Origin of the sequence: Pontibacter aydingkolensis, assembly GCF_019443125.1 — a bacterium.
GTDB lineage: Bacteria > Bacteroidota > Bacteroidia > Cytophagales > Hymenobacteraceae > Pontibacter > Pontibacter aydingkolensis.
This window is the reverse complement of record NZ_JAHYXK010000002.1, coordinates 75,141-99,283: the sequence shown is the minus strand read 5'-3', so window position 1 is coordinate 99,283 and position 24,143 is coordinate 75,141. Positions and strand designations below refer to the sequence as shown.

20 protein-coding genes and 1 tRNA gene are annotated in these 24,143 nt (G+C 46.4%); 7 read left to right on the top strand and 14 right to left on the bottom strand.

The genetic code is table 11. From position 1 onward, the window contains the following. Window position 1: 1 nt before the first annotated feature. Window positions 2–754, bottom strand: a complete 753-nt coding sequence (locus K0O23_RS02720; protein WP_219875860.1) for a YceI family protein — start codon at window positions 752–754, stop codon at window positions 2–4. Window positions 755–888: 134 nt separating this feature from the next. Further along, the gene (locus tag K0O23_RS02715; RefSeq protein WP_219875859.1) at window positions 889–1,521 is read right to left on the bottom strand and encodes a porin family protein; all 633 of its coding nucleotides are present in this window, start codon (window positions 1,519–1,521) and stop codon (window positions 889–891) included. 473 nt (window positions 1,522–1,994) lie between these two features. Between K0O23_RS02715 and K0O23_RS02710 the strand changes: the two genes are divergently transcribed. After that, on the top strand, window positions 1,995–2,897 hold the full coding sequence (locus tag K0O23_RS02710; protein WP_219875858.1) for a histone deacetylase family protein: 903 nt from the start codon (window positions 1,995–1,997) through the stop codon (window positions 2,895–2,897). 188 nt (window positions 2,898–3,085) lie between these two features. On the opposite strand, the gene K0O23_RS02705 is transcribed toward K0O23_RS02710, so the two are convergent. The 4 genes from K0O23_RS02705 to K0O23_RS02690 form a co-directional block, all read right to left on the bottom strand. Further along, complete coding sequence (locus tag K0O23_RS02705) at window positions 3,086–3,292, bottom strand: hypothetical protein (RefSeq protein ID WP_219875857.1); 207 nt, start codon at window positions 3,290–3,292, stop codon at window positions 3,086–3,088. Between the two features lie 93 nt (window positions 3,293–3,385). Continuing rightward, window positions 3,386–4,084: a methyltransferase domain-containing protein gene (locus tag K0O23_RS02700; protein ID WP_219875856.1), complete on the bottom strand. Its 699-nt coding sequence runs from the start codon at window positions 4,082–4,084 to the stop codon at window positions 3,386–3,388. Further along, window positions 4,065–5,219, bottom strand: a complete 1,155-nt coding sequence (locus tag K0O23_RS02695) for a type III polyketide synthase (protein ID WP_317195633.1) — start codon at window positions 5,217–5,219, stop codon at window positions 4,065–4,067. Before K0O23_RS02695 ends, K0O23_RS02700 begins: the two co-directional genes overlap by 20 nt. A gap of 169 nt (window positions 5,220–5,388) precedes the next feature. Next, window positions 5,389–6,501, bottom strand: a complete 1,113-nt coding sequence (locus K0O23_RS02690; protein WP_219875854.1) for an NAD(P)/FAD-dependent oxidoreductase — start codon at window positions 6,499–6,501, stop codon at window positions 5,389–5,391. 165 nt (window positions 6,502–6,666) lie between these two features. Between K0O23_RS02690 and K0O23_RS02685 the strand changes: the two genes are divergently transcribed. Next, the gene (locus tag K0O23_RS02685) at window positions 6,667–7,041 is read left to right on the top strand and encodes a T9SS type A sorting domain-containing protein (protein ID WP_219875853.1); all 375 of its coding nucleotides are present in this window, start codon (window positions 6,667–6,669) and stop codon (window positions 7,039–7,041) included. Window positions 7,042–7,186: 145 nt separating this feature from the next. Then, on the top strand, window positions 7,187–8,212 hold the full coding sequence (locus tag K0O23_RS02680) for an alkaline phosphatase D family protein (protein ID WP_219875852.1): 1,026 nt from the start codon (window positions 7,187–7,189) through the stop codon (window positions 8,210–8,212). Between the two features lie 154 nt (window positions 8,213–8,366). On the opposite strand, the gene K0O23_RS02675 is transcribed toward K0O23_RS02680, so the two are convergent. The 3 genes from K0O23_RS02675 to K0O23_RS02665 all read right to left on the bottom strand — a co-directional run bounded on the left by K0O23_RS02675 (window position 8,367) and on the right by K0O23_RS02665 (window position 10,183). Further along, complete coding sequence (locus K0O23_RS02675; protein ID WP_219875851.1) at window positions 8,367–8,720, bottom strand: hypothetical protein; 354 nt, start codon at window positions 8,718–8,720, stop codon at window positions 8,367–8,369. A 96-nt stretch (window positions 8,721–8,816) separates the two neighbouring features. Beyond that, a tRNA-Arg gene (locus tag K0O23_RS02670) sits at window positions 8,817–8,888 on the bottom strand. Between the two features lie 62 nt (window positions 8,889–8,950). Further along, complete coding sequence (locus K0O23_RS02665; protein ID WP_219875850.1) at window positions 8,951–10,183, bottom strand: Pycsar system effector family protein; 1,233 nt, start codon at window positions 10,181–10,183, stop codon at window positions 8,951–8,953. A 407-nt stretch (window positions 10,184–10,590) separates the two neighbouring features. On the opposite strand from K0O23_RS02665, the gene K0O23_RS02660 reads away from it, so the two are divergent. Together K0O23_RS02660 and K0O23_RS02655 are read left to right on the top strand one after the other, a co-directional pair. After that, window positions 10,591–14,409, top strand: a complete 3,819-nt coding sequence (locus K0O23_RS02660; RefSeq protein ID WP_219875849.1) for a BamA/TamA family outer membrane protein — start codon at window positions 10,591–10,593, stop codon at window positions 14,407–14,409. An 86-nt stretch (window positions 14,410–14,495) separates the two neighbouring features. Continuing rightward, window positions 14,496–15,527, top strand: a complete 1,032-nt coding sequence (locus tag K0O23_RS02655; RefSeq protein ID WP_219875848.1) for a DUF6268 family outer membrane beta-barrel protein — start codon at window positions 14,496–14,498, stop codon at window positions 15,525–15,527. A 133-nt stretch (window positions 15,528–15,660) separates the two neighbouring features. Here the strand turns inward: K0O23_RS02655 and ppk1 are convergent, their stop codons facing one another. The 4 genes from ppk1 to K0O23_RS02635 all read right to left on the bottom strand — a co-directional run bounded on the left by ppk1 (window position 15,661) and on the right by K0O23_RS02635 (window position 20,448). Beyond that, window positions 15,661–17,772: a polyphosphate kinase 1 gene (gene ppk1 / locus K0O23_RS02650; protein WP_219875847.1), complete on the bottom strand. Its 2,112-nt coding sequence runs from the start codon at window positions 17,770–17,772 to the stop codon at window positions 15,661–15,663. 73 nt (window positions 17,773–17,845) lie between these two features. Beyond that, window positions 17,846–18,340, bottom strand: coding sequence for a SixA phosphatase family protein (locus K0O23_RS02645; protein WP_219875846.1), 495 nt, complete (start codon window positions 18,338–18,340; stop codon window positions 17,846–17,848). A 191-nt stretch (window positions 18,341–18,531) separates the two neighbouring features. Further along, window positions 18,532–19,719 (bottom strand): GTPase HflX, encoded by a 1,188-nt coding sequence (hflX, locus tag K0O23_RS02640; RefSeq protein ID WP_219875845.1) that lies wholly within the window; start codon window positions 19,717–19,719, stop codon window positions 18,532–18,534. A 3-nt stretch (window positions 19,720–19,722) separates the two neighbouring features. Next, window positions 19,723–20,448 carry a SirB2 family protein gene (locus K0O23_RS02635; protein WP_219875844.1) on the bottom strand — a complete coding sequence of 242 codons (726 nt, stop codon included), beginning with the start codon at window positions 20,446–20,448 and terminating at the stop codon, window positions 19,723–19,725. A 256-nt stretch (window positions 20,449–20,704) separates the two neighbouring features. Between K0O23_RS02635 and K0O23_RS02630 the strand changes: the two genes are divergently transcribed. After that, entirely contained in the window at window positions 20,705–21,823 is a 1,119-nt protein-coding gene (locus K0O23_RS02630; protein WP_219875843.1) for a glycosyltransferase family 4 protein, read from the top strand. A gap of 104 nt (window positions 21,824–21,927) precedes the next feature. Then, window positions 21,928–22,497, top strand: a complete 570-nt coding sequence (gene rfbC, locus K0O23_RS02625) for a dTDP-4-dehydrorhamnose 3,5-epimerase (RefSeq protein WP_219875842.1) — start codon at window positions 21,928–21,930, stop codon at window positions 22,495–22,497. A gap of 203 nt (window positions 22,498–22,700) precedes the next feature. On the opposite strand, the gene K0O23_RS02620 is transcribed toward rfbC, so the two are convergent. Continuing rightward, window positions 22,701–23,987, bottom strand: coding sequence for a UDP-N-acetylmuramoyl-tripeptide--D-alanyl-D-alanine ligase (locus tag K0O23_RS02620; RefSeq protein WP_219875841.1), 1,287 nt, complete (start codon window positions 23,985–23,987; stop codon window positions 22,701–22,703). Window positions 23,988–24,143 lie beyond the last annotated feature (156 nt).

The following is a 24,143-nucleotide window of genomic DNA, read 5'->3' as shown; positions in this document are numbered from 1 at the left end:
ATTAAAGTGCCTGGTCAGCCTTTGGGCGGGCCACAATATCAAACCCGATGTTCACTTCTGACCGGATAGTCTGGTTGCCAAGCGAGTTGTCGGAGCGGTACACCAGACCCCAGTGAGTGCGGTCTATGTTAAAGTTGGCTTTGGCCTTTAGAAGATTATCCTCCAACGTGATTTTTGCCGGAAATGTAATGCTTTTGGTCTGGTCTTTAATAGTTAGGTTACCTGTTACAAAGTGTGTTGGCCTTTTTACACGCAAGGCATCATCTGCGGTTTTACGGGCAGGAGTGCTTTGTGTAGCAACTTTGGTGCTATCGTAGGGGGCAATTCCAGTAAACTCAAAACGGGCAGTATTATACTTTACCACATCAAAAAAGTCTTCAGATTGCAGGTGCTTGGTTAATTTAGCATTGCTGGCCTGGTCTATTGTTTTATCATCAGCGCTAAGCCTGGTCATGTCAATCAGAATGGTCCCGCTGGTAAGCAGGCTGTCTTTCAGGTGCAGTTCGCCTTCTTCAATTTTAAAGTAGCCGTTGTGGCGGCCCGTCATTTTGGCACCGATCCAGGTTAGCTGGCTTTTGGCGGTATCTATCACAAAGGTTTCGGAAGGTGTGGCAATAAGGTCCTTCGGGGTAACGGCCTTCCCTACAAGCGCCTTGTCAGACTTTACGGCTGTGTCACAGGAGCTCAGGGTAGCAATGCTCAGGAACAGGACAAGAATAGCATACTTAATTATATGCAGCTGATATCGAATCATACTTTTAGGCTTAATCTGTGCTATGCCAATTCTGGCGCTCCAGCCTATAGTACGTTTACAACGCCTAAAATGATATTTTGCTGCTGTCCGGGGGGTAGGAAATTATCTTTGAGTCAAGTATGCCCGGTGTTGTATCAGAAGCCGATGCCAAGATATACCTGTAAAATGCCGTTCTTTATATCGTTGGTAACGCTACGTCCTGCCTTGTCGGTTTTAATTAGATCGGCAAAGCCAAGGTTATAGCGGCTACCCAACCTGAAACGGCTGATACGACCTTCAAATCCGGCGGCTACGCCATAGTCGAATGTGTTAAAACGGTCCAGGTTTGTTTCTTTGCCATCTTCTCTTGCAAACAACATGGAAGATATCTGTGGACCCAGGTGTATGCTGATATTGTCTGTCAGGTTAAACACGGCAAGAACAGGTACATCCAGGTAATCAAACCTGAAAGTAGAGTCGTTTCGTTCGTAGCCTTTGCGGGAATACAATGCTTCCGGCTGAATAGAGAAAAAATCGCTTAGGGCAAACTGTACAAACACCCCGGCGTGATAGCTTGTATAATGACTGATGTCGCCAAGCAGGTCTTTTTCGCTGCCATTTATCTCGGCAAAGTTAACACCTCCTTTTATGCCAAAACCTGCGTTAGGGCCGCTCAAGCCGCTGAGTATATTATGGTCCTGCTGTTGTGTTGTGGGGCCGCCTCCTTCCTGGGCCTTTGCTGCCAATATGTAAAACAGCATAAATAGCACGGTAAATAGTCTTTTCATAGTATAGGTGATTATACTGGTTTGTAATCTTGCTTATATATCATATACTCTGATGGTTGACTATAAAGTTGCAGTTTGCCTGAATACTATGCTTTGGGAGATAGAGGTAGAGCAGTGCTAGTATATAGGGGCCTGCAAAATGGAAAACGATGGCAGCTAGTCCGGATAAAATTTTTAGCAATTAAGTTGCCTCAAAGTATACTTTTCTGGTTGATAATATGAAATTGTAAAGAAAAATTGGATTTAGTTACACTGCGTTAACACTTGTTGGTGGATAACTTAAGGTAATAAACATAGTTATCCACATTTATCCACATATAAAGTAGTGAACAACTTCTTAATTATGAATACTGCTACAGGTTATCCACTTTGTGTTTTTCTGCTGCTAACAGATTTAGTTTTTGCACTGTTCTATAGTTGTGCCTAAGGTGGCGTGCAAACCTGCGCTGCCTTATAATTGTTACCTTTGCGATATGCTAAAAATTGCCTGGTCAGAGATATTCGCGCACAGCCTGCCGGAGGGTCATCGCTTCCCGATGGCAAAGTATGACCTACTGCCCGAGCAACTGCTTTATGAAGGCACCATCACCCAGGACAACCTGTTTGAGCCGCAACCGCTGGCCGAGCAATTTATACTTGATACCCACGATGCCGGCTATTGGCACCGCTTGAAAAGCCTGGCGTTAACTCCCTCAGAAATTCGCAAAACAGGCTTTCCTTTGTCTGAGGAACTGGTAAACCGTGAGATAGTGATCATGAACGGTACTTTACAGGCCTCACTTTTTGCGCTGCAGTATGGTGTTGGGATGAATATTGCCGGTGGTACGCACCACGCTTTTACTGATAGAGGAGAAGGCTTTTGCCTCCTAAACGATATCGCTATCGCGGCCAACTATCTGCTAAAGTATAAAAGCATTAACCGCATACTTGTCGTGGATTTGGATGTGCACCAGGGTAATGGCACAGCGCAGATATTCGCAAACGAGCCACGGGTGTTTACCTTCAGCATGCATAGTTGCCATAACTACCCGTTTCATAAAGAAAAATCCGACCTGGACATACCGCTGGCAGAAGGCACCGACGACAAAAAATACTTAGGCCTGCTGAAGCACCACCTGCCGCGGCTGCTTGACCAGCACGAGCCGGAGTTTGTGTTTTTTCAGTCGGGGGTGGATGTGCTGGAAACAGATAAGCTTGGCAAGCTGGGTATGAGCATAGCCGGCTGCAAAGAACGCGACCGTACCGTGCTGGAGCTCTGCCACCGCAACAACCTACCCGTAGCCATAAGTATGGGTGGTGGCTACTCTAAACAAATTGCCCACATCGTTGAGGCCCATGCTAACACTTTTAGGCTGGCCCAGCAAGTGTATTTTTGAGTTAGAGAGTTAAAGAGTTTGGGAGTTAGAAAGTTAAAAACGTAGAGACGCAATATCGTTATTTGTTATTGGTTGTTCGTTATTCTGGAACGTAGAGACGCAATACCTTGCGTCTTACCAGCCACGAAGCAGAAAAGTATAAGTCATCAACAAGTCAATAATTTAACAACCCAACAATCAACAATTAACTACTCCCTCGTTTTGAGTTTATCGTCTTCGTTTTTGCGGCCGGGTATAATGCTGCGCAGGATAATGTATACAATAGGTGCAAAGGCCAGTACAAGTATAATGTACAGCACTATCTTAAGCGCCTTCAGGAAAAAGGATATGGCAATGGCTGATATAACGATTGAAAGTATAAACAGGAGCCGGAACCGGATGTTGTCTTTTTTCATACACTACTATACCATAAATATGGCTGTTAAGTTAGTGTAAGATGTGTTAAGGAGAACGCGCAGCACTTTTTTTTAAAAGTATAAATTGCCAGGCTAACTCTTCTCCAATACCAACTGCCATCTAAAGGCCCACATCCACTTTAAAGTATACGCTGTAATACCAGCCTGCTGTACCAGCTGCTCCAGTTCTTCGCGTTTAAAAGCACGCCACACCGAAAGCGGGGCATCGTTTTTAACAAGCCTGGAGCCTGAGAATACTGCAGTTATGTATTTGATAGAATAGTATGCCAGCCAGTGGCGGTGCAGGTCGTTGATGATAACTTTGTGCTGGGCCTGGCTGTGAAGCTGGCGGAACATCTCTATAAGCTGTGTATTGGTAAAATGGTGGCAAAACAGGCTGCAGACTACAATGTCGTACTTCTTTTCTGAAAAAGCTTCGGAGAAAACATCGTACTGGGTTATACTTATTTCCGGGTAATCGGCGCAGCAAGTACGGGCATACTTCACCATGAAGTCGTTTGCGTCAATACCTTCCAGTTCAACGGTTATTTGTTTGCGGCGGGCCCACTTTGCTATACTTTTAAGTGTGTCTCCGCCGCCGCAACCTATGTCGGCTATGCGTATAGTTTGGTAACCGGCCAGGTCTGGTTTCTCCAACGCGTCCAGCACCACTTTGTGCCCGCCCAGCCAATTGTTGATAACCTCCAACTCCGCCAGGTTTTTACGAAGCTCTTCCCCCGACAAGGTCAGGTCGTCCATCAGTTCGGGTTCGTTAGACCTGTACTTTAGCATAATGCACCTTTAGCAACATAGATTCCAGGGTAAGGCCGGGGCCGAAGGCAAAGCTAAGTATAGGCTCATCCTGCTCTTTTGGGGTAAGGCTATCCATAAGCGCTTTAAGCACAAACAGCACCGTAGCCGACGACATGTTACCAAAGTCGCGCAGCACCTGGTACGCAAAGCGGTTATCGTTGCGCGTCATGCCCAGTTCCTGCTCTATTACTTCTAAAATGCGCCTGCCACCGGGGTGTATGGCAAAAAGGCTTATTTCCTTTGTAGTTGTTTTCAGCCCTTGCAGCAGCCGTTCAGTTAGTTCTTTTATGCCTTTCTTGATAAGGTCCGGCACATAGGAAGAAAGTGTCATCTCAAACCCGGTGTCGCCTATGTGCCAGGCCATGTCACGCTTGCCAGCCGGTGCCAGGTCGCAGTGGAAAGACTGCAGCTCCAGGCATACTTCCTGGCAAGGTAAACCCTGCATCAGCACGGCAGCGGCTCCGTCGCCAAACAAGGCATTTGATACGAGGTGGTCCTGTTGGGCGTGCTTTTGAAAATGAATGGTGCAGATCTCAGTGCATACCAGCATCACTTTTGCCTCAGGGTTAGCTCTGCAAATAGAGTCGGCTAGTTTAATGGCGTTAAAAGCAGCATAGCAGCCCATAAAGTTAACGGCAGTGCGCTGCACACACGACGACAGCTGCAGCCGTTCTACCAGCTCAATATCCAGGCCTGGGGCATACATTCCAGTGCAACTGACCGTAATCAGGTGGGTTAATTCTGGCAAGGTTACTGGGGACTGTTCCAGACAACGGCGCACAGCGTCTTCCGACAGGTTTACGGCATGGTTGCGGTATAACTCCATGCGCTGCTGCACCGTCGGGAAGGGCTCCAGGGTAGGAGTGTTTGGGTAAAAGGTAAACTCTCCGTTCTGACGCGTATAATCCTCCAGTACGCTGTAGCGCTGGCCAATGCCGGATACCCGGTAAAGCGCCTTTAGCTTTCGTGTTTCCTGCTCGTCGAACTGCAATGCCTCGGCCATAAAGTCTGCCACCTGCATCTGAGGTATTTTGTGGGGTGGGTTAGCAGTGCCTATAGCGCAAATGTAGCTCTTCATGTTATGTCTTGTTTGTCGCGTTTCGTCTCCCGGGATAGAGTATAAACTTCATATTGTGAGGCTTACCATCATCAACCGGGCTGTAGTCTTAATGTTTGATTCAGGTAAAGGTCCGGAAGAGTTGATGCAGCTTATGCGCCTGTTAAGCACAAAAAGCGAAGCATGCACATAAGTACGCAGCCCAACCTATAATAGATGTATCTGTTTAAAAAGGCTTGCCATGAGTTTGGCGCATAATAAGGTTTACAACAGCAGGTGCCCGCCTTAGCACACCAACCGTTATTTCTGAGAGTACCGGGCTGCCAAATAAACGCTGTACGGTGCGGCCAAGCTGCAGGCGGCTTTGGAACTGCTTTTTCCAGGCATAAGTATACCGCTCCTCCAATTGCTGCCTGTTTTGGCCATTTCTGAAATAATGCACTACTTCTTCTGCTGCTATTCTACCTGCGTGTATCGCCATCGCCATTCCGTTCCCGCAGAGTGGGGTTATCATACCGGCTGCGTCTCCGCACATTAGCATGTGCTCTTCCACGCAGGTTTTGGTGGCAAAAGATATTTCGTTGATAACCTCTGGCTTTGAGTATAGAAACTCAGCCTCTGCAAAAATGTGCTGCAGGTGAGGATTAAGGTAAAGTATGGCCTGCTCCATAGCTGGTATAGTGCCGTGCTGCTGCAGGTTGTGCCTGGTGGTAAGGTAGCAAAAGCAGTAACGGTTATCCTCTATGGCCGAGATGCCTGCATACCCATCCTTGAAATTGTGCAATGCGATCTGGTCTTGTGGTTGATGATAACGCAGGTGATACTTAACTCCGATGTAGGGAGACCGAGCCTTAAAAAAACTGCGGGAGAGTTGCCTGTCCAGGTTGGTGCGTTTGCCGTATGCCCCTAGCACCACCTCTGCGTTTATACTTTCGCCGTCTGCCAGCTTAAGAGTAAAGTGGCCATCTGTAAAAGACACATCCTGCACAGGAGTGTTCAATTTAAATGTTACGCCGTGCTGCTGTGCCAGTTGGTAAAGATAATTGTCGAACGTATATCGGCTCAGTCCGAAACCGCCCAGGTCAAGGTCAGCTTTTAAAATTTTTCCGTTAGGCGACGAAAGTATAAATTTTGAGATGCGAGCCGGAGAAAGTTGTTCAATAGCAACACCGAGGCTGTGCAGGTAGGGCAATACTTCGTTAGACACGTACTCCCCGCATACTCTGTGAAAGGGGTATGCCTTTTTCTCGATCACAGTTACTGCTATGCCACCTTGTGCCAAATGCAAAGCACTGGTAAGTCCTGCCAGTCCACCTCCTATTATTACTACCTGCTCCAATTGGTTATGTGTTTTGTGATGTTGTTTAAGTGCAATTTTAAGTGTTAAATTTTAGTGAATCCACCTGTTTTAAGGTGTATAATACAAGAACAATTTATTGTGTAAACCGTTTTAATAAATGTGGAACGACTTTTGTAACTTTGAGCAAGAATACAACTTACATACATGAAGCAATTTATACTTACGTTATTTACAATTTCAACAGTGCTTTTAGCGCAGGCACAGGCCAGAACGAATGTGGTTGGCCCTGTTCGCCAAGCCGAAAAGGCACTTGAAGTTCAGGAGCAGGATGAAGAGTTAGCCATATATCCGAACCCGAGTAATGGCGTTTTTACCATATCTGTAGCCAATCTTTCGGCAAAGAAGGCAGAGCTGCGCATCATAAATGTTATCGGTAACGAGATTCATCGTGAAACGTTGACGCGCGACGACGGCCAGTTTACCAAAACGATTGACCTTACCGGAAAAGCAAAAGGACTTTACTATGTGAAGTTAGAAACAGACACCTACAGCTCTGTAAGAAGGGTAGTGATAAAGTAACCGAAATAGACTCGTGACAAAAGCGGCGGCTCTTCAAAAGGGTCGCCGCTTTTTTTATTTAACTCCAGTTAAGAAACAAATAGAGGTATATCCAGGACTTGTTTTTCTTATATTTGTAAAAGATAATATCAACTGCTCTGTCATTATGCTAAATAAGTATACTGCCGTTAGGTTACTCGTATTTGCCCTGCTTATACTTACCGGCTGCCAGAAACCGGCTGCCACCACGCAACCCGAAACGCCGCTTACCACCCTGGCTTTTGGGTCCTGTAACCGCGAAGACCTGCCTCAGCCGCTCTGGGAGCCTATCTTAAAAAATGAACCACAAGTGTGGGTATGGCTTGGCGATAATATTTACGGCGACTCCTACGACATGAACGTGCTGCAGCAGAAGTACGAGATGGTGAAAGCTGAACCAGGATACCGGCAGCTAATGGCTACCTCGGAAATAATTGGTGTTTGGGACGACCATGATTATGGCCTGAACGACGGCGGCAAAGAGTATGAAATGAAGGAGCAAAGTTCCCAGCTGTTCTGGGATTTTATAGGTGAGCCGGCCAACAGCCCACGCCGCCAGCAGGAGGGTGTGTACAGTTCGCATACTTATGGGCCAAGTAATAGCCAGGTAAAAGTTATCCTGCTCGATAGCCGCTACCACCGCGACTCGCTGGCACGCATTAACAGGGTGTACCAGGTAAACCGAACCGGCGATATACTAGGTGAGGAGCAATGGCGCTGGCTGGAACAGGAACTGCGCAACAGCAAAGCTAAGGTAAACATTATAGGCAATGGTATTCAGGTACTGCCCGAAGAACAGGTGTTTGAGAAATGGGCCAACTTCCCTGCTGCCCGTAAACGCCTTCTGGACCTTATAGCTGCCTCTGGTGCCAATGGTGTTATACTTTTGAGCGGAGACCGCCACATTGCCGAGATTTCAAAAACAAACCTGGCGGGCATGCGCTACCCGCTTTACGAAGTAACCAGCAGCGGCCTGACGCATGTGTATAGCGGAGCAGCCCGGGAGCCTAACAAATACCGGGTAGGCGAACTGATAAAGCAACTGAACTTTGGTATACTTAACTTCAACTGGAGCCACAACCAGGTAAAGGTTGAAATGCTGATAAAGGGTGAAAACGATACTACTTTGCTTAAAGAGACAGTTGTGTATTAATGCCCTGCTCTGTAATTATATTCATGATGCCAGAGAAGGCGCTTTTGCAGGTAGGAGTGTCGTGAACAATCTCAGATGGACTTGATCCTGAGCCCTTGAAAAGTATAACACATAGCGAGGTTATTAATACTTTGCGGAGCGGGTAAAGTCCAGACTATTGTTTTTTCTCCGGAAGTATAGTTTTAGGAATGTAGCCTGTCAGGATCGAGGTGTCTTTTCTGATTCTGGCATGTACAAAAATAGCATGCGTGGAGTCTAGTATGTGTATGCTTTGCGATGTGTCAAAGCTGGCAACAGGAGTACTCTGGAAATCTGGCTTGGAATACAACTCTCCCCCGATAAGCGGCTTAGTGGCAAAAAGTACATCAGATGGAAGTGGGGTTTCTTTTCCTGTTTCGCTGGCCATGGTAGCCTCTGAAGAATCCTGCTCAATGGCTTCGCGGTTATTTTCGCGGCATGCTGTAGCAAGTAAAACGATAATTATTCCTGATAGTAAAAGTATCCTCATGCTTGAGTAGGTATACAAGAAGTATATGGATAAGTTACATAAAGTTTGACTCTTATCAAAATACCAAATAAGTGATTATCGTTGTTAATAGCTTCGTGGCCCTGCCAGGAATCGAACCTGGATCTAAAGTTTAGGAAACTTCTATTCTATCCATTGAACTACAGGGCCATTTGTATTTTGCTGCAAAAGCAAATTTAAGGCAATTAAACTATTGTACAAAGTATTCCCGGTTATTGCACAAGGCCGCCTTCAGTACCCGGTATGGTGTTTGGGCCATAGTATAACACAGCAATGGCAAATGCTATAACAGTAAGCACCAGCCCTACCATAAAAATGGTGTAGGAGATGCGCAATATTTTATACTTTCTGTCCAGTACTTCCCCTAGGTAATATATGTCAGTTATCATATTGTTATACAGCGATTTTTTGTCACGCATGATCTCGTGCATACCATGCTGAAAATCCTCCAGAGGCAGATGGGTAAAGTTGCCGAAAAACAGCAGGTTGATGTTGCGACTGTTCATCTTTTCCTTTTTAAAAGAAAAACTGGTAACCTCTGGCTGCGCCGATATAATGGCAAAGATTACCGAGCCAAGCGTAGTTAGCACAAGCGTGCCAACAGGTATAAGCAGCGTACGGTGCTGCGCAAATTCGCTTCCGGTGGCTGATGTCTTGGCACTTAAATAGGTAATGATAACAGACAGGATAATAGCGTTTAGGCTGATCATCATGTTTGCTTTGTTATCGGCAATGGCACTTAGGTTAAGGTGTGTGCGGTAAGTGTTGCGAAACATAGTTTCGATGCCTCGCTTTGGCTGGGCCAGGGTTTCACGGTGCTTCTTCTCTTTCTTCTTCTTTTTCTTTACTTCTTTTTTAAGTCGGGTGCGCTGCTCCTGTATGTTCAGGCCTAGTTGTCCTGCAAACTTTTTTTGCGCCTGGTGCGTGTGAAACGTAGTTGATAAAAGGAAATCGATCTGAAACTGTGCCCACTCCCTGTCTGAGAAGAACTTATCCTGATAGATCTCCCACTCCACGCGCAGCAACTCAGCTGTGGCAAAAAATGTATCTTTGCCAATGTTAGACATATCGGCATCCACCAGCAATTCCTCCAACTGTCCTTCTGGCTGACGGCTATGTTCTGTAGATAAAATAATGCGGCAGATCCGCTCAATACGCTCCTCAGGATAACCTTGCTCCTGTAGCCAGGCTGTTGCTATTTTAACACTCTCCTCTTCGTGGTCTGCATATGTCTCTATATAGCCGGTATCATGAAACCAGGCTGCCAGAATCAGGTCCTGCAATTCATCTTCTGGTAGGTCGCTTAGCTTGCCAAGGTTTTCTGCTTCTGCCGCGGTTTCGTATGTATGCTTGTAATTATGATAAACAAGCTTTTTAGAGAGCCTTTCTTTAAAAAGCTTAAAGATAAACTCACTTGCCTGCTTAACAATGTCCTGGTTTTCCATAATGTAGTTGGTGCTGCCATGTTGCTACTTGCAAATGGTATAGAAAAAGTATGTAGGGTGCAAATAGCACTTCGTAATCTGCGGTTACGGTAAAAACGGTTTTTTGTTAGTAAGGCAGCTATTCCAGAGAGTAGTTATAGAGGTGTGGCAAGTAAACAACTAAATTTTAATCCATCTCGTTTATGAAATCCAGCCTCGTTTTCCTTTTCCGTTTGGCGCGTAAAACCAAGAAACAGTGTGCTGCGGCCAGTAACAGGAAATGCAAAAGCTTGTTTGAAAGCTATAAGCAAAGCTCGGTAAGCACTAAAAGTATAAGACTGGATTTTACTATAATTACCTGTGTGGTTGCTAACCAGATCTTATATGATGCTGTATACATGCGGGGTGTGCTATAGTACAATAAACCTATGATCAAAAAACTACTAACTGAGCGGCGACTATACACAAAGTATGTATGTCTGGCGCTGTTGCTATTTGTCTTAACCGCCTGCGTATCTACTGAGCCATATTACAGCCGGGCCGCCCTTAACTGGGAGCAGGATAAGCCGGACCCTCAAAATAAACTGCTTTACACAGTGTTTCTTATTGGAGACGTAGGAGCCCCGGATCTTGATGGAGAACCTTCTATGATACTGATGCGGAAACAAATGGAGGAGGCTGGTATGCAAAGTGCCACCATCTTTCTGGGAGACAACGTGTATCACAACGGTTTACCGCCAGTTGGCAGCTACGACAGAGAAATTTCGGAAAAGCGCCTGAATGCCCAGTTGGATATCCTGAAAGGCTACGAGGGCGAAAAGTACATGATACCCGGCAACCACGACTGGAACCACAGTGGCCGGGGTGGTCTTGACTATGTGATCCGGGAGCAGAACCATGTTAACGAGTACCTCACCGAAGAGAATATTGTAGTAGGCGGAGATTTCTTTGTGCCAGGCAACGGCTGCCCGGGCCCTTACGAGGTAAAGATCAGCGACGACCTTGTTTTAATAGCGATAGACTCAGAGTGGTGGTTGCACCCCTTCGACAGACCTTACGGCGACAACAGCAATTGCGGTGCAGCAACAGAACTGGACTTCTTAATACAGTTGGAGGATGTTATTGAAAAGAACAGTGGCAGCGACATATTGATAGTAGCCCATCACCCCTTATTTACCAGGGGCAACCACGGCGGTTTCTTTACACTTCGCGACCATCTCTTCCCGTTTACCATGCTCCGCGACTGGATGTATCTGCCTATGCCTGTTATCGGTTCTATCTATCCTTTTGCCCGAAAGTATGGCGGCATTTTACAGGATATCCCGCACCCGCGCTATCAGGCTTACATTCAGGGCCTGCTCAATATATTTGATAAGTATGACAACATTATTTACGCTGCCGGGCACGAACACTCGTTGCAGTACTTTAAGCACAACAACCTGGCACATATTGTAAGCGGCTCGGGGTGTAAGATACAACATGTAAAAGGCGGTGGAAACGCAACATATACACAGGCTGTAAAAGGGTTTTCAAAAGTGCTGTACTACGAGAATGGCGAAGTATGGACGGAGTTCTGGGAGCCTGAAGGTAAAGGTGAAACTGGCAGAATAACTTTCAGGACGGCTCTTTACGCCAAAAAACCACGCAAAGAAGTGCCGCTGGTGCGTGACGATACCAATTACGCAGACAGCACCATTGTATTGGCTGCCAATAACGCCTACGACGCATCAGGATTGCGCAAAAAGATGCTGGGCTCACACTACAGGCAAGAGTGGGCCACCCCTGTAAAAGCGCCCTTGCTGGATATGAAGAACGAACTGGATGGTTTAACGCCATACCAGAAAGGTGGAGGTAAGCAAACAGCATCGCTTAAAGTGCGGAACCCCGATGCTAAAGAATATACCCTGCGCACTGTAGACAAGGACCCAACGAAGGCCTTACCAGAATACCTGCAGGAAACAGCCGCACGCGCTTTACTACAAGATCAGATATCGGCACAACACCCCTATGGTGCGCTTATGGTGCCCAAGCTTGCCGATGCCGCAGGCGTTTTCCATACAAATCCTAAACTGGTATACATCCCCAACACGCCATACCTGAGACAGTACATAGATGAGTTTGGCAACACCCTGGCTTTTCTGGAAGAGGATGCCGACGAGAACCACGAAGAAACAGCCAGCCTGGGCTACGCCAAAAACCTGGTTGGTACCGAAAAACTGCTGCAGGAACTGATAAAGGACAACGACAATGAAGTAGACCAGCCGGAGTTTGTGCGTGCACGCTTGCTGGATATGCTAATAGGAGACTGGGACAGACACGAAGGGCAGTGGCGTTGGGTAGAGCGCAAAAAAGAAGGAGACAAAGGCAATTTATACATACCTGTTCCTGAAGACCGCGATCAGGCATTCTTTAAAATTGATGGCATACTTCCGTGGCTTGCTACCCGTAAATGGGGCGTTAGAAATGTGCAGAACTTCGGCTACAATTTTGAAGATGTGATTGGGCTAAACCTGAGTGGCCTGCAAATGGATAGAACGTTTACCTCCAGGGTAACACGTGAGCAGTGGCGAAAGATTGCCCAGGATATACAGGCTGGTATGACAGATGAGGTAATCGAAGCAGCTGTTAATGAGTTGCCCGAAGGAGTAAGGAATATTTCAGGGCCCGAGATCGCAGCTAAACTAAAATCAAGGCGGGAGCAGCTGCCTGCCGTTGCAGAAGAGTACTATACTTTTTTAGCAAAGTATGTAGATATAGCCGGAAGCAATAAGCACGAACGTTTTGAGATCAGGCGTGTGAACAACGAGCAAGTGCGGGTAACAGGCTACAAGACCAGCAAAGAAGGCGAGATTCTGGAAGAGTTGTACAACCGGACTTTCCTTACTTCCGAAACCAAAGAGTTACGCTTATATGGCATGGGAGGCCAGGATCAGTTTATAGTTACAGGCGATGTTAACTCAAGTATAGTAGTTCGTATTATTGGCGGCGCCGATGAAGATGTTATTGTCGATTCTTCGAGCGTTAGCGGCCTTAAAAAGCACACCATAGTATACGACACAGAAGAGGAGAACAAGTTTGTATTCGGGCCTGAGACGAAAGATAAAACAGAAGAGTTTCCGGAGGTTAACTTCTACGATCGTGACAACTACAATATCCCATATTTTGGGCCGCGCCTGTCTACAGAGTATAACGTTGATGACGGTATTTTTATAGGGGCAGGGCTGTTGCTGCGCACCTATAAGTTCAGGAAAGTGCCTTATGCAGCCGAGCATTTACTGGAAGCAAACTATGCCTTCCTCACAAAGTCATTTAATGTAAGATATACCGGAGATCTGAAGCAGGTTATCGGCAACTGGAACATGGCCTTTAGCGGACTGTTGCAGGGCCCTAAGTACCAGCGTAATTTTTATGGCCTGGGCAACAACACCCAACAGGGCTCCGACATAGACGATAGTTACTACAGGGTAAGGTTTGAACGGTTGTCTGCTCACGCCTCACTTTACCGCGACTTCACCTCCTTCTTTAAGATTGGCATTGGCCCGACTTACGATCGTTTTAAGGTGGTTTACCCAACCCGCGAAAGCTTTCTGCTGGACGAGGCACGTGCCGGCAACCTGTTGCCAGGTACTTATGATCCGGTAACCGATGACTTTGAAGTGCAGCACTATGCAGGCGTATCGGCTTACGCCAACATGGAGGTATTAGGTGGCGGCAGCACTATCAACAATCCGGATATAGGCATGCGCTGGTATAACAGCATCAGTTATAACCAGGAAGTAGGAGGCCAGAATTTAAATTTTACCAGAATAAGCTCAGAGTTCAGGTTTTATGTAAGCCCTAATTTCCCGTTTCAGCTAACCTGGGCAGGGCGCATAGGGGCGGCCCATAACTTCGGGGATTACCGTTTTTACCAGGCCAATACCCTGGGAGGCACAGAGAACCTGCGCGGGTACCGGCGTACGCGCTTTGCAGGCAGGAGCAATGTGTATATAAACGGCGAAGCACGCCTGGAGCTGTTTAAGTATAACCTGTACCTGGCGCCGGGCAAATTTGGTGCGCTAGGGCTACTGGATGCTGGGCGGGTCTATCATGATGATGACCCTAAACAGGCTTTTTTCCGTAGTCTGCATACTGGTTATGGAGGTGGTATATGGGCAGAAACATTAAACCGTTCGTTGTTGTCGCTTACATACTCGGTAGGAGAAGTGGATAAGCTCTGGATGCTGAATTTTGGCTTCTTTTTTTAACACAAAATAAAATTAGAAGTATAAAGTAAAGTGCCAGACACTATACGGTACTTTACTTTATTTAAGCCCCATTCAACTATCAAACTATGAAACTACCTAAACTACTTTTTATATCTCTAGCTATTCTTTCTTTAAACTCCGGTGCAAAGGCGCAGGGGCGGGAAATCGAGTCTGTGGTAGAGTATGCTTCCCCGGGTGTACGTGGCATGGGTAAACCGCAGGGCGTGGTAATAAAGTATGAACGCCTGCCCGATTTTGGAATAAAGTCTGAGTCTGATGATCCTAGTCTGGGTAACGGAGAAGGACGTATCAGGCGGCATAATAAATTCTCTGTGCGAGCACTGGCCCCACTTGTTAATAAGCCTCAGACTAAGGTTATACTTGGCTTCGATTACGAACTGGAGGAATTCAACTTCGCCGGGCTTAATGAGTCATCCTATGACCTGTACCGTTACCTGGAAGACAAGAACCTGAAGAGCATCGGGTTACAGTTGGCATACCTGCACTCTTTAAATGTGCGTAATTTTTATCTGATACGGGTAAAAGGAGAACTCAATGGAGATTATACCCGCGATAATATCAAAATATCTGATTACCTGAAGGCTACTGTTGACTTGGCTTACGGATGGAAAAAAACTCCTGATTTTGCTATTGGTGTTGGTTTGCAATGGGGTTATACTTTTGGCAGGCAGAGAATATACCCAGGTATTTTGTATAACCGAACTTTTAACCCGAAGTGGGGCGTAGAATCGATTTTTCCGGCTAATGTCAGGTTACGCTATAATGCCAACGAGAAAACCCTTTTCTATACAGGATACAGGCTGGAAGGTGCCAGCTACGATATTTTTGCTGATGAAACTAATTTAAGGCGATTTGGTGAAATAGAACTACGCCGCACAGACATAAAAGGGCTTTTGCGCATGGAGCGTGAGATTTATGACTTTTTATGGTTTGGAGTGGAAGGTGGTTACAGGAGGTACTACAGGCATCGTATTTTTGATGAAGTTGGCTCTACTGATGAGTTGATAACAAACGATCTTGCCGGCGCGGGATATGTGGAGGTGCAATTGTTTCTGGTGCCGCCACGCAAGTGGACAGAGAGAAGCAGCAACAGGTAGTTAAATAGATTAAAGCAAAATTTATCTGCACACTACTTTATGGGCAACAGGTAAATATAGCTTAACAACAAAGTATAAACGGTGAGAGGCTGCCCTTGCAAGGGCAGCCTCTCACCGTTTATACTTTGCACTTCTAGTGTTTGCAGGCTGGCTCCATATCGTCCGGCACCAGGCTGCGCAGGTAATCATAAGAAGCATACTGTGAGCGGATATCTGGTTTGTCTGTCTCAGAAAAATACGTGTTGTCAACTTTACGGGCTTTGGTATCGTCGTTCAACTGGAAATCTATCAGAGATCTTACCTCATCTACAAGGTTTTGATGGTACAGCGGAAATGCCACTTCCACACGGCGGCTTAGGTTACGGGTCATCCAATCGGCAGAGGCCACATAGTATTTTTCGTCGCCGTTGTTATGGAAAATGTATACCCGGGCATGCTCCAGGTAGCGGTCTACTATGCTGCGTACCTCAATGTTTTCGCTGATGCCTTTTACACCGGGCACAAGGCAGCAGATACCACGCACCAGTAGCTTTATTTTTACCCCTGCCTGGCTGGCTGTGTATAGTTTCTTGATGATGCGTTCGTCCTGCAGGGCATTCATCTTTAAGATCATACTTGCAGGTAACCCCTTTTGGGCATTTTTTATCTCTTTGTCGATGAGTTTAACAAAGCTTTGCCGCATGTTGATAGGGGCAACCAGCAGGTGCTTAAACTTCTTGTCTGGCTGGCGATCTATAAAAAACTCGAACACCTGCTCCATGTCTTTTGTCAGGCGAATGTCTGAGGTAAACAGGGCATGGTCTGCGTATATTTTAGAGGTGTCCTCGTTATAATTGCCGGTGCTCAGATAAGCATAGTTTACCAGCTTGCCGTTTTCGTTGCGGGTTATCAGCCCCAGCTTGGAGTGTACCTTAAGGTCTGGCAGCCCAAAAATCACGTTAGCCCCGGCCTTTTGTAGCTTACCCGCCCAAAAAATATTCGACTCTTCATCAAAGCGTGCCTTTAGCTCTACTACCACTGTTACCATTTTGCCGTTTTTGGCAGCCCTAACAAGTGCTTTGGCAATAGCCGATTTATCGGCCACACGATACAGCGTGGCACTCATGGCTGTAACCTTAGGGTCGTCGGCGGCTTCGTCAAACAAACGCAGCACATACTCAAATGACTGGTACGGGTAATGCACCAGGTAATCCTTTTTTTGCATGGCAGCTATAATGCTTTTCTCTTTCTCCAGTTCCGGGTGTACTAGCGTAGGCTGTGGCTTATACTTTAGCTCTGGCAGGTTAAAGTCCGGAAACTGAAAGAAGTCGCGGAAGTTGTGGTACTTACTGCCTTCCACCAGCTCTTCCTCTGTTATAGCCGTGTGCACCATCATCCGGTCCAATAGTACTTTGGGTGTTTCGGGATCGTATAGAAGGCGGGCCGGGTAGCCGGTTTCACGTTTCTTCAGGCTTTTCCGGATCTTGGCCATCAGGTTACCCGATACTTCTTCCTCAATATCGAGCTCAGCATCTCTGGATACTTTTACAGCATGTGCATGAAACCGGGTATACTCCGGGAAAAGCAATGGTAGGCAAAAGCGAATAACATCATCAATAAACATAACATTACGCTTGTTGTCGACTGTAGGCAGCTTTACAAACCGGCTACCCAGCTTTTTAGTCGGTATCTCGAGCATAGCAAAACGCTCCGGCTTGTTGTCTTCCTCTTTGCCAGTTGGCTCTAGCATGTGTATGCCTAAGTATACAGTCTGGTCTTTCAGGAACAGGTGCGTGTCTGTCGCATCAAGTATAATAGGCAGCAACTGTTCTTCTAACGTCTCTTGGAAGTAGGCTTTTACCCATTCCTGCTGATCGGGGTTTAGCTCGGTTTCGTTAAGCAAATGAATGTCGTGCTTGCGCAGGTCTGCCAGTATACTTTCACGGAAAACCTTTCCGAACTCTTCCTGCTGGCGCTTAACCTCCTGCATCACCTGGTCAAAAGTGTCGGAGGGGTCTTCATCCAGTTTTTGGCGGGTTTTCTTTTTAAGTTTGATCAGGCGCTTAAGTGTGGCTACTCTTACTTTAAAGTACTCATCGAGGTTCGACGAAAAGATAGCCATGAATTTAATACGCTCCAGGAGAGGCACTTTCTTATCCTTTGCCTCTTGTAATACTCTATAGTTAAAGGCAAGCCAGCTCAGTTCTCTGTTGGTAAGTGGGTATTCGGGAGTGGCTTTGGCCTCTTTTGTAATATCTTTTTCCATTGTTATCGGGTGCCTGCTTTTTTACAGGATAATTGTTGGCTTGTGCAGGAGCAAGCAGCTAAGTATGCTCCGGCTATTTGTAATTTTTGGGGAAGTCGTAAAAAAGTAATGAAGCGTTTTCTTTACTGATGTCGTACCAGCTGTCGCAGTTAAAACTCAGGGCCACCACACCTGTTGTAGGCAGGCTAACAACGTGTTCTGGGCTAAGCATGTTGGCAAACTCCGAGATAGGCTCATTGTGCCCTACCAACATTACAGAGTCTACATCAGAAGGTGTATTATGCACAACATCCAGCAATTCGTGCTTATCTGCACCATAAATTTTGTCGGTTACAACAATGTCTTCTGTTTCGAATTTCATTTCCCTTCCCACCAGAGTAGCCGTGGTGATAGCCCTCACCGCAGAACTAGACACAATAAGAGCTGGAATTGCGCCCCTGCCAGAGAGTTCCTGCCCCATCAGTTGTGCATCGTTGCGCCCACGCTTATTTAAAGGGCGATCGTGATCACTGAGCTCATCAAAGTCCCAGCTCGATTTAGCGTGCCTCAGGATGTATAGCGTCTTCATATGGTTAGTATATCTTGTGCTGTTGCTGCCAAACCGGCAACAATAGTAGCTTTGCTACTTACTGAAACTAGGGGTAATTGGTTGTGTTACGTCGCCCCGGCACTCTTTAAGAAGGAAAGCACTGGTGTTTAAAACAAAAGAGGAAGCCGCATCAGCAGCTTCCTCCTTCAAACAAAGTATAAATCTATACTTTAAACGTTGTTCGGGTAACGTTCAAAATGAAGCTCAGCTACACGGCGTTGTAACTCTTCGCGTAACTCATCGATATTCAGTTTATTAGTAGCTGAGATAAACAAGGCAGGAGCATGCTCTTTTGCCATGTATGTTGCTTTCAGGTCGTCGATAGACGGACGCACATCGGCTTCCTCTTCTTTTAGCTCCTGCTCACGCTGCTTTAAGTACTGGTCTATCTTATTGAAAACCAGTAGCACCGGCTTATCTGCAGAATTAATGTCTTTTAAGGTTTCGTTTACCACGGCAATGTGGTCCTCAAAAGAAGGATGCGACACATCCACTACATGCACTAGCAGGTCTGCCTCACGAATCTCATCCAAAGTAGATTTAAACGACTCGATAAGCTTTGTTGGCAATTTGCGGATAAACCCTACGGTATCGGATAACAGGAATGGCACGTTCTCCAGCACTACTTTGCGCACAGTGGCATCTACGGTGGCAAACAGCTTGTTCTCAGCAAACACCTCTGATTTAGAGAGCAGGTTCATCAGTGTGGATTTGCCTACGTTAGTATACCCCACAAGTGCCACGCGCACAATGCCTGCTCTGGCTTTGCGCTGCTCAAAGTTCTGCTTCTCAAACTTTTTAAGTCGCTCTTTAAGCAATGTTATTTTTTCGCGCACAATACGCCGGTCAGTCTCGATCTCCGTTTCACCGGGGCCTTTCATACCAATACCACCTTTTTGCTTGGATAAGTGGGTCCAGAGGTTGGTAAGGCGCGGCAGCAAGTACTGGTACTGGGCCATTTCTACCTGGGCGTGGGCCTGGGCTGTTTTGGCGCGAAGAGCAAAAATATCAAGTATAAGCAAGCTGCGGTCAACGATCTTTACCTGCAGCTCACGCTCAATGTTACGTACCTGCGAAGGGCTAAGGTCATCGTCGAAGATCACCATATCTATATTATGCTCTTTTACATAAGCATTTATCTCGTCCAGTTTACCGCTTCCTACAAAGGTGGCCCTGTCGGGCTTGTCCAGTTTCTGTACAAATCGTTTTACAGCCTGGGCTCCTGCCGTTTCAGTTAAGAAAGCAAGTTCGTCAAGATACTCATCGGTTTGCTCATCGGTTTGGCGGTAGCCAGGTACGGCTACCAGTACCGCGGTTTCCTGCGGCTTGGCAGTGTCATAAAATTGTTTCTTACCCATTAATTACTTCTTTAAAGTCATGGTATACGCGGCAAGGGCCTCTGCCTCCTGTTCTGTTAGCTGGCCTCCAAAGCCCGGCATCAGGCCACGGCCATTCTCGACTACGTTTATACGGTCCTGAAGGCTTAAGTTACTTACTTTTAAATTAGCGGCACCACCAAATCCTTTAGCGCCGTCGGGGCCATGGCATGTTTCACACACCTGCGTGTAAATGGCTTTTGCATTGGCAAGCTGTGCATCTGCTATGGTGGCTACCATTTCTTCTGTTGTGTTTTTAGAATCGATGTTGGCAGTGCCGGTCTCGGCAGCATCGGTAATTGGCGAGCTGTCGTCGTCTGTGGTAGCATTGGTAACAGGGCCAGGGGTGCGCATGGTCAGGCTTTTGGTTTCGGCCACACCATAAACGTATAAAAATATTAGTAACGCTAAAGCTGTCAGTACTTTGCTGTGGCGCTTAATGCCTATAATACCTAAAGGTATAGCCAGCAGCACCAGCACGATTTTAATTATCAGCCAGCCCTGCATGCCCTGGTACAAGTATAAAAGGTATCCCCCTGTAACAAGTATAAGTGTGCCAAAAACCATGTCCAGCGCCTTGGTGTAACGCTTCGCCTTATCCAGCAGCGAGTGTTTGTTCAGGAAAAGCATAACGGCTTTAGCTGTGAAAAGGATCAGGAAAAGTATAACCACCAGTACGTGCGTGTGCAGAACAGCTACAGTTGCTTGCATGTGTTGTGTTTGTGTGTTTTGTAAGATAAAAGGCGCAATTTAGTTTAAAATTTCAGATGCTGGCGCTAAAATGGTTAACTTAGAGCTTTTGACCTGAGAGCATGTGTAGAATCTATACTTTGCGCCGCAAATCGCTCACAAAGGAACCCGGCTTCATGGTTTTACACCAGAATCCTTTGTGAATTATTTTCTCATGCAAAACGAAATTTAAACATACTTCTAAAGAACCTTATCTTTGCGAGCCTAGAGAGCACGTATGCGGATTGCAATTGTAATAAACACTTCCTGGAACATCTTTAACTTTCGGCTTAGCCTGATAAAGGCTTTGCTGGCTGAAGGGCACGAGGTGGTGGCAATAGCGCCTAAAGATGCTTACTCAAAGCGTTTGGTAGAGGCTGGCTGCCAGTTTGTGCCAGTGGCGATGGAGCAGGGTACCAACCCTTTTACCGACATGATGCTGATCTGGCGTTTGTACCAGACCTATAAAAAGGTAAAGCCGGATGTAGTGCTGCATTATACCATCAAACCAAATATTTACGGAGCCATTGCAGCGCACTGGGCAGGAATACCAGCCATCAACAATGTATCGGGCCTGGGCACAGTGTTCATTACCAAAGATTATATCTCCAGTGTCGCGCTTAAGCTTTATAAATTTTCTTTTAAGTATCCCGCCAAAGTTTTCTTCCAGAACCAAGATGACAGGCGCCTTTTCCTGCGCAACAAACTGGTGCGTGCAGGTCTAACCGAGGTGCTGCCAGGCTCAGGTATAAATTTACAGGAGTTCGTGCCAGCCGAAAAGTATAAACGCAACAAGCCTTTTGCTTTTTTGATGGTGGCGCGTGTGCTCTACGATAAGGGCGTGGTGGAGTTTGTGCAGGCAAGCAAGTTGGTTCAGGAGAAATACCCCGATGTTAAATGCCAGTTGCTAGGGCAAGTAGACGAAAAAAGCCGCTCTGGCATTAAGAACATAAAGCTGCAGGAGTGGCTGGCAACAGGTGTGATAGAATACTTGGGAGCAACCGACGATGTAGCCAGCATTATTGCCCAAGCCGACTGCGTGGTGTTGCCCTCTTACCGCGAAGGCACGCCCAGAACGTTGCTGGAGGCTGCTGCCATGGCAAAGCCGCTTATAGCTACGAACGTGCCGGGTTGCCGCGAAGTAGTGCAGCAAAGTATAAACGGTTACCTGTGCAAACTGCGAAGCTCCCCTGATCTGTCCGAAAAAATGTTGCAGATGCTCTCATTGAGCGATGCGGAATTGGAGCAGATGGGAAATGAAAGTCGCCATATAGCCATTACCCGTTTTGATGACCGCATTGTAATACAAAAATACCTGCATGCTATCGAGGAAGTAAGCAGGCAGGTTAAAGTATAACGTCTTAACCACAGGTTAATGGGAATTTTGGGATTAGCACGATTTGATTTAACCATACAACAATAACATATTACCACATTAAGCAATTAGCACATTAACCATACATGGACCACACACTTTACCACATAGAGGGGTTGATCGAGTTTAAGCCCCGCGTTTTTAGAGATGATCGCGGATACTTTTTGGAGACTTTCAGCCAGAAGTGGTTTGAGCCATTCGGCATTAACCCAATCTTTGTGCAGGACAATCAGTCTGTTTCAATGAAAGGCGTTTTGCGCGGGCTGCACTTCCAGAAGCCGCCGCATGCGCAGGGCAAGTTGGTTAGGGTATCTACTGGTAAAGCACTGGATGTGGCTGTAGATCTGCGTAAAGGATCACCTACTTACGGGCAGCACGTTACTTGTTTACTGGACTCCGAAAAGCATAACCAGTTCTGGATACCGGCAGGCTTTGCACATGGCTTTGTAGCTTTAGAAGATAACACTACTTTCCTCTACAAGTGTACCGATTTTTATACGCCTTCTGCAGAAGGTGGCTTGTTGTGGAACGACCCGGCTTTGGGTATAGAGTGGGGTATAGAAAATCCGCTGGTGTCGCCGAAGGATGAGATATTGCCAGTAATTACGCAGTTTAATTCGCCATTCCAGGACCACAGATTAAAGACCGGTGATTAAGGGGATTTTATTGATTAGGTGGGATTATTGTCTTAACCGCAGATTAAGGTGGATTTGACTGATTAGCATGAAATCATAAATCAAAAAAGAGGCACAACAATTTGTGCCTCTTTTTTAGTTGTAAAGTTTATGATGAAAATTATCTGTAACTATAAGGTCTACTGAAAATCACATTAATCAATAAAATCCCCTTAATTACCAGTCTACAGCACCTCCAACAGCGTTTCCAGTCCCATGCCCCTTGAGCCTTTTACCAGCACGTAGCTATCTGATACCGGGTGGTCTTGCAGCCATTGCTGTAGTTCAGGCTTGGTTTCAAAGTGTAAAAAACTATCATTTACCCCGGCGGCATACTGCATGTCTTTTCCGCAAAGAAGCACCTTGTCTATTTGCTGTTCTGCTACTACTTCGCCTAAGGCTTTGTGCTCAGCGGCACTTTCTGATCCCATTTCAAACATATCACCCAATATAACCACTTTGTGCGGCGCAGTCATACTGCCAAAGTTGCGTACGGCAGCAGCCATGGAGGTTGGGTTAGCATTGTAGGCATCCAGTAAAATAGTATTGCTGCCTTTGTGGATTACCTGTGAGCGGTTATTTACCGGGCTGTAGTTGGCAATGGCTTCGTTGGCTTTGCTAAGCGGTACGCCAAAGTATTTACCGATGCAGGCGGCTGCGGCCATGTTCTCGTAGTTGTAACTGCCTACCAGTTGGGTGTTTACTGTATTGTCTTCTTCATCCTTGTACACCACGTAAGGCGATGCCTCCAGCAACTCAGAATGGTAAAAATCCTCAGGCCCTGGGTAAGTTACTTTATTTTGTATGCGGCGGCTCATGCGCATCAGGTGCTCGTTGCCGGTGTTAATAAACACGGTTCCGTGGTGGGCATCCAGGTGCAGGTACAGTTCGCTTTTGCCGCGTGCCACGCCTTCCAAGCTGCCAAACCCTTCCAGGTGTGCCTTGCCGATATTCGTGATCATGCCGTGCGTTGGCAGGGCAATGCTGCTGAGTAAAGCGATCTCCCCAATATGGTTGGCACCCATTTCGATAATCGCCATCTCGTGCTCCGGGGTAATGCGAAGCAGCGTAAGCGGAACCCCAATATGGTTGTTCAGGTTGCCTTGCGTGTAAAGCGTATTAAACTTCTGGCTCAGCACTGTATAGATAAGCTCTTTGGTTGTGGTTTTGCCGTTGCTGCCTGTAATGCCGATAACAGGTATACTTAGCTGTTTGCGGTGGTAGCGGGCCAGGTCTTGTAGCGCCTGTAGTGTGTCTTCTACCACAAATACATTGTCAGCAGCCATGCTTGGGTCATCTACTACGGCATACTTAGCGCCTTTTTCCAGGGCCATGGTTGCAAACTTTGCACCTTTAAAATTGGGGCCGTTCAGGGCAAAAAACATACTTTGGTTCTGCTCGGCGCGGGAGTCGGTGCTTAAGTGGCGGCACTCCAGGTATTTATCGTATAGATATTCAATGCTGTTCTGCATGAAATGTGTAATTTTATTGTAATAAGATGCTGTAAAGACTAGTGTATACGTTTAGAGTATAGCTTGCTTCTTTGATGGCAATATACATCCAAATCATCAAACACTAAACACAGAGAACAAAACCGTTGCAAGCAGGTTAATTTATACTTGTCTGCA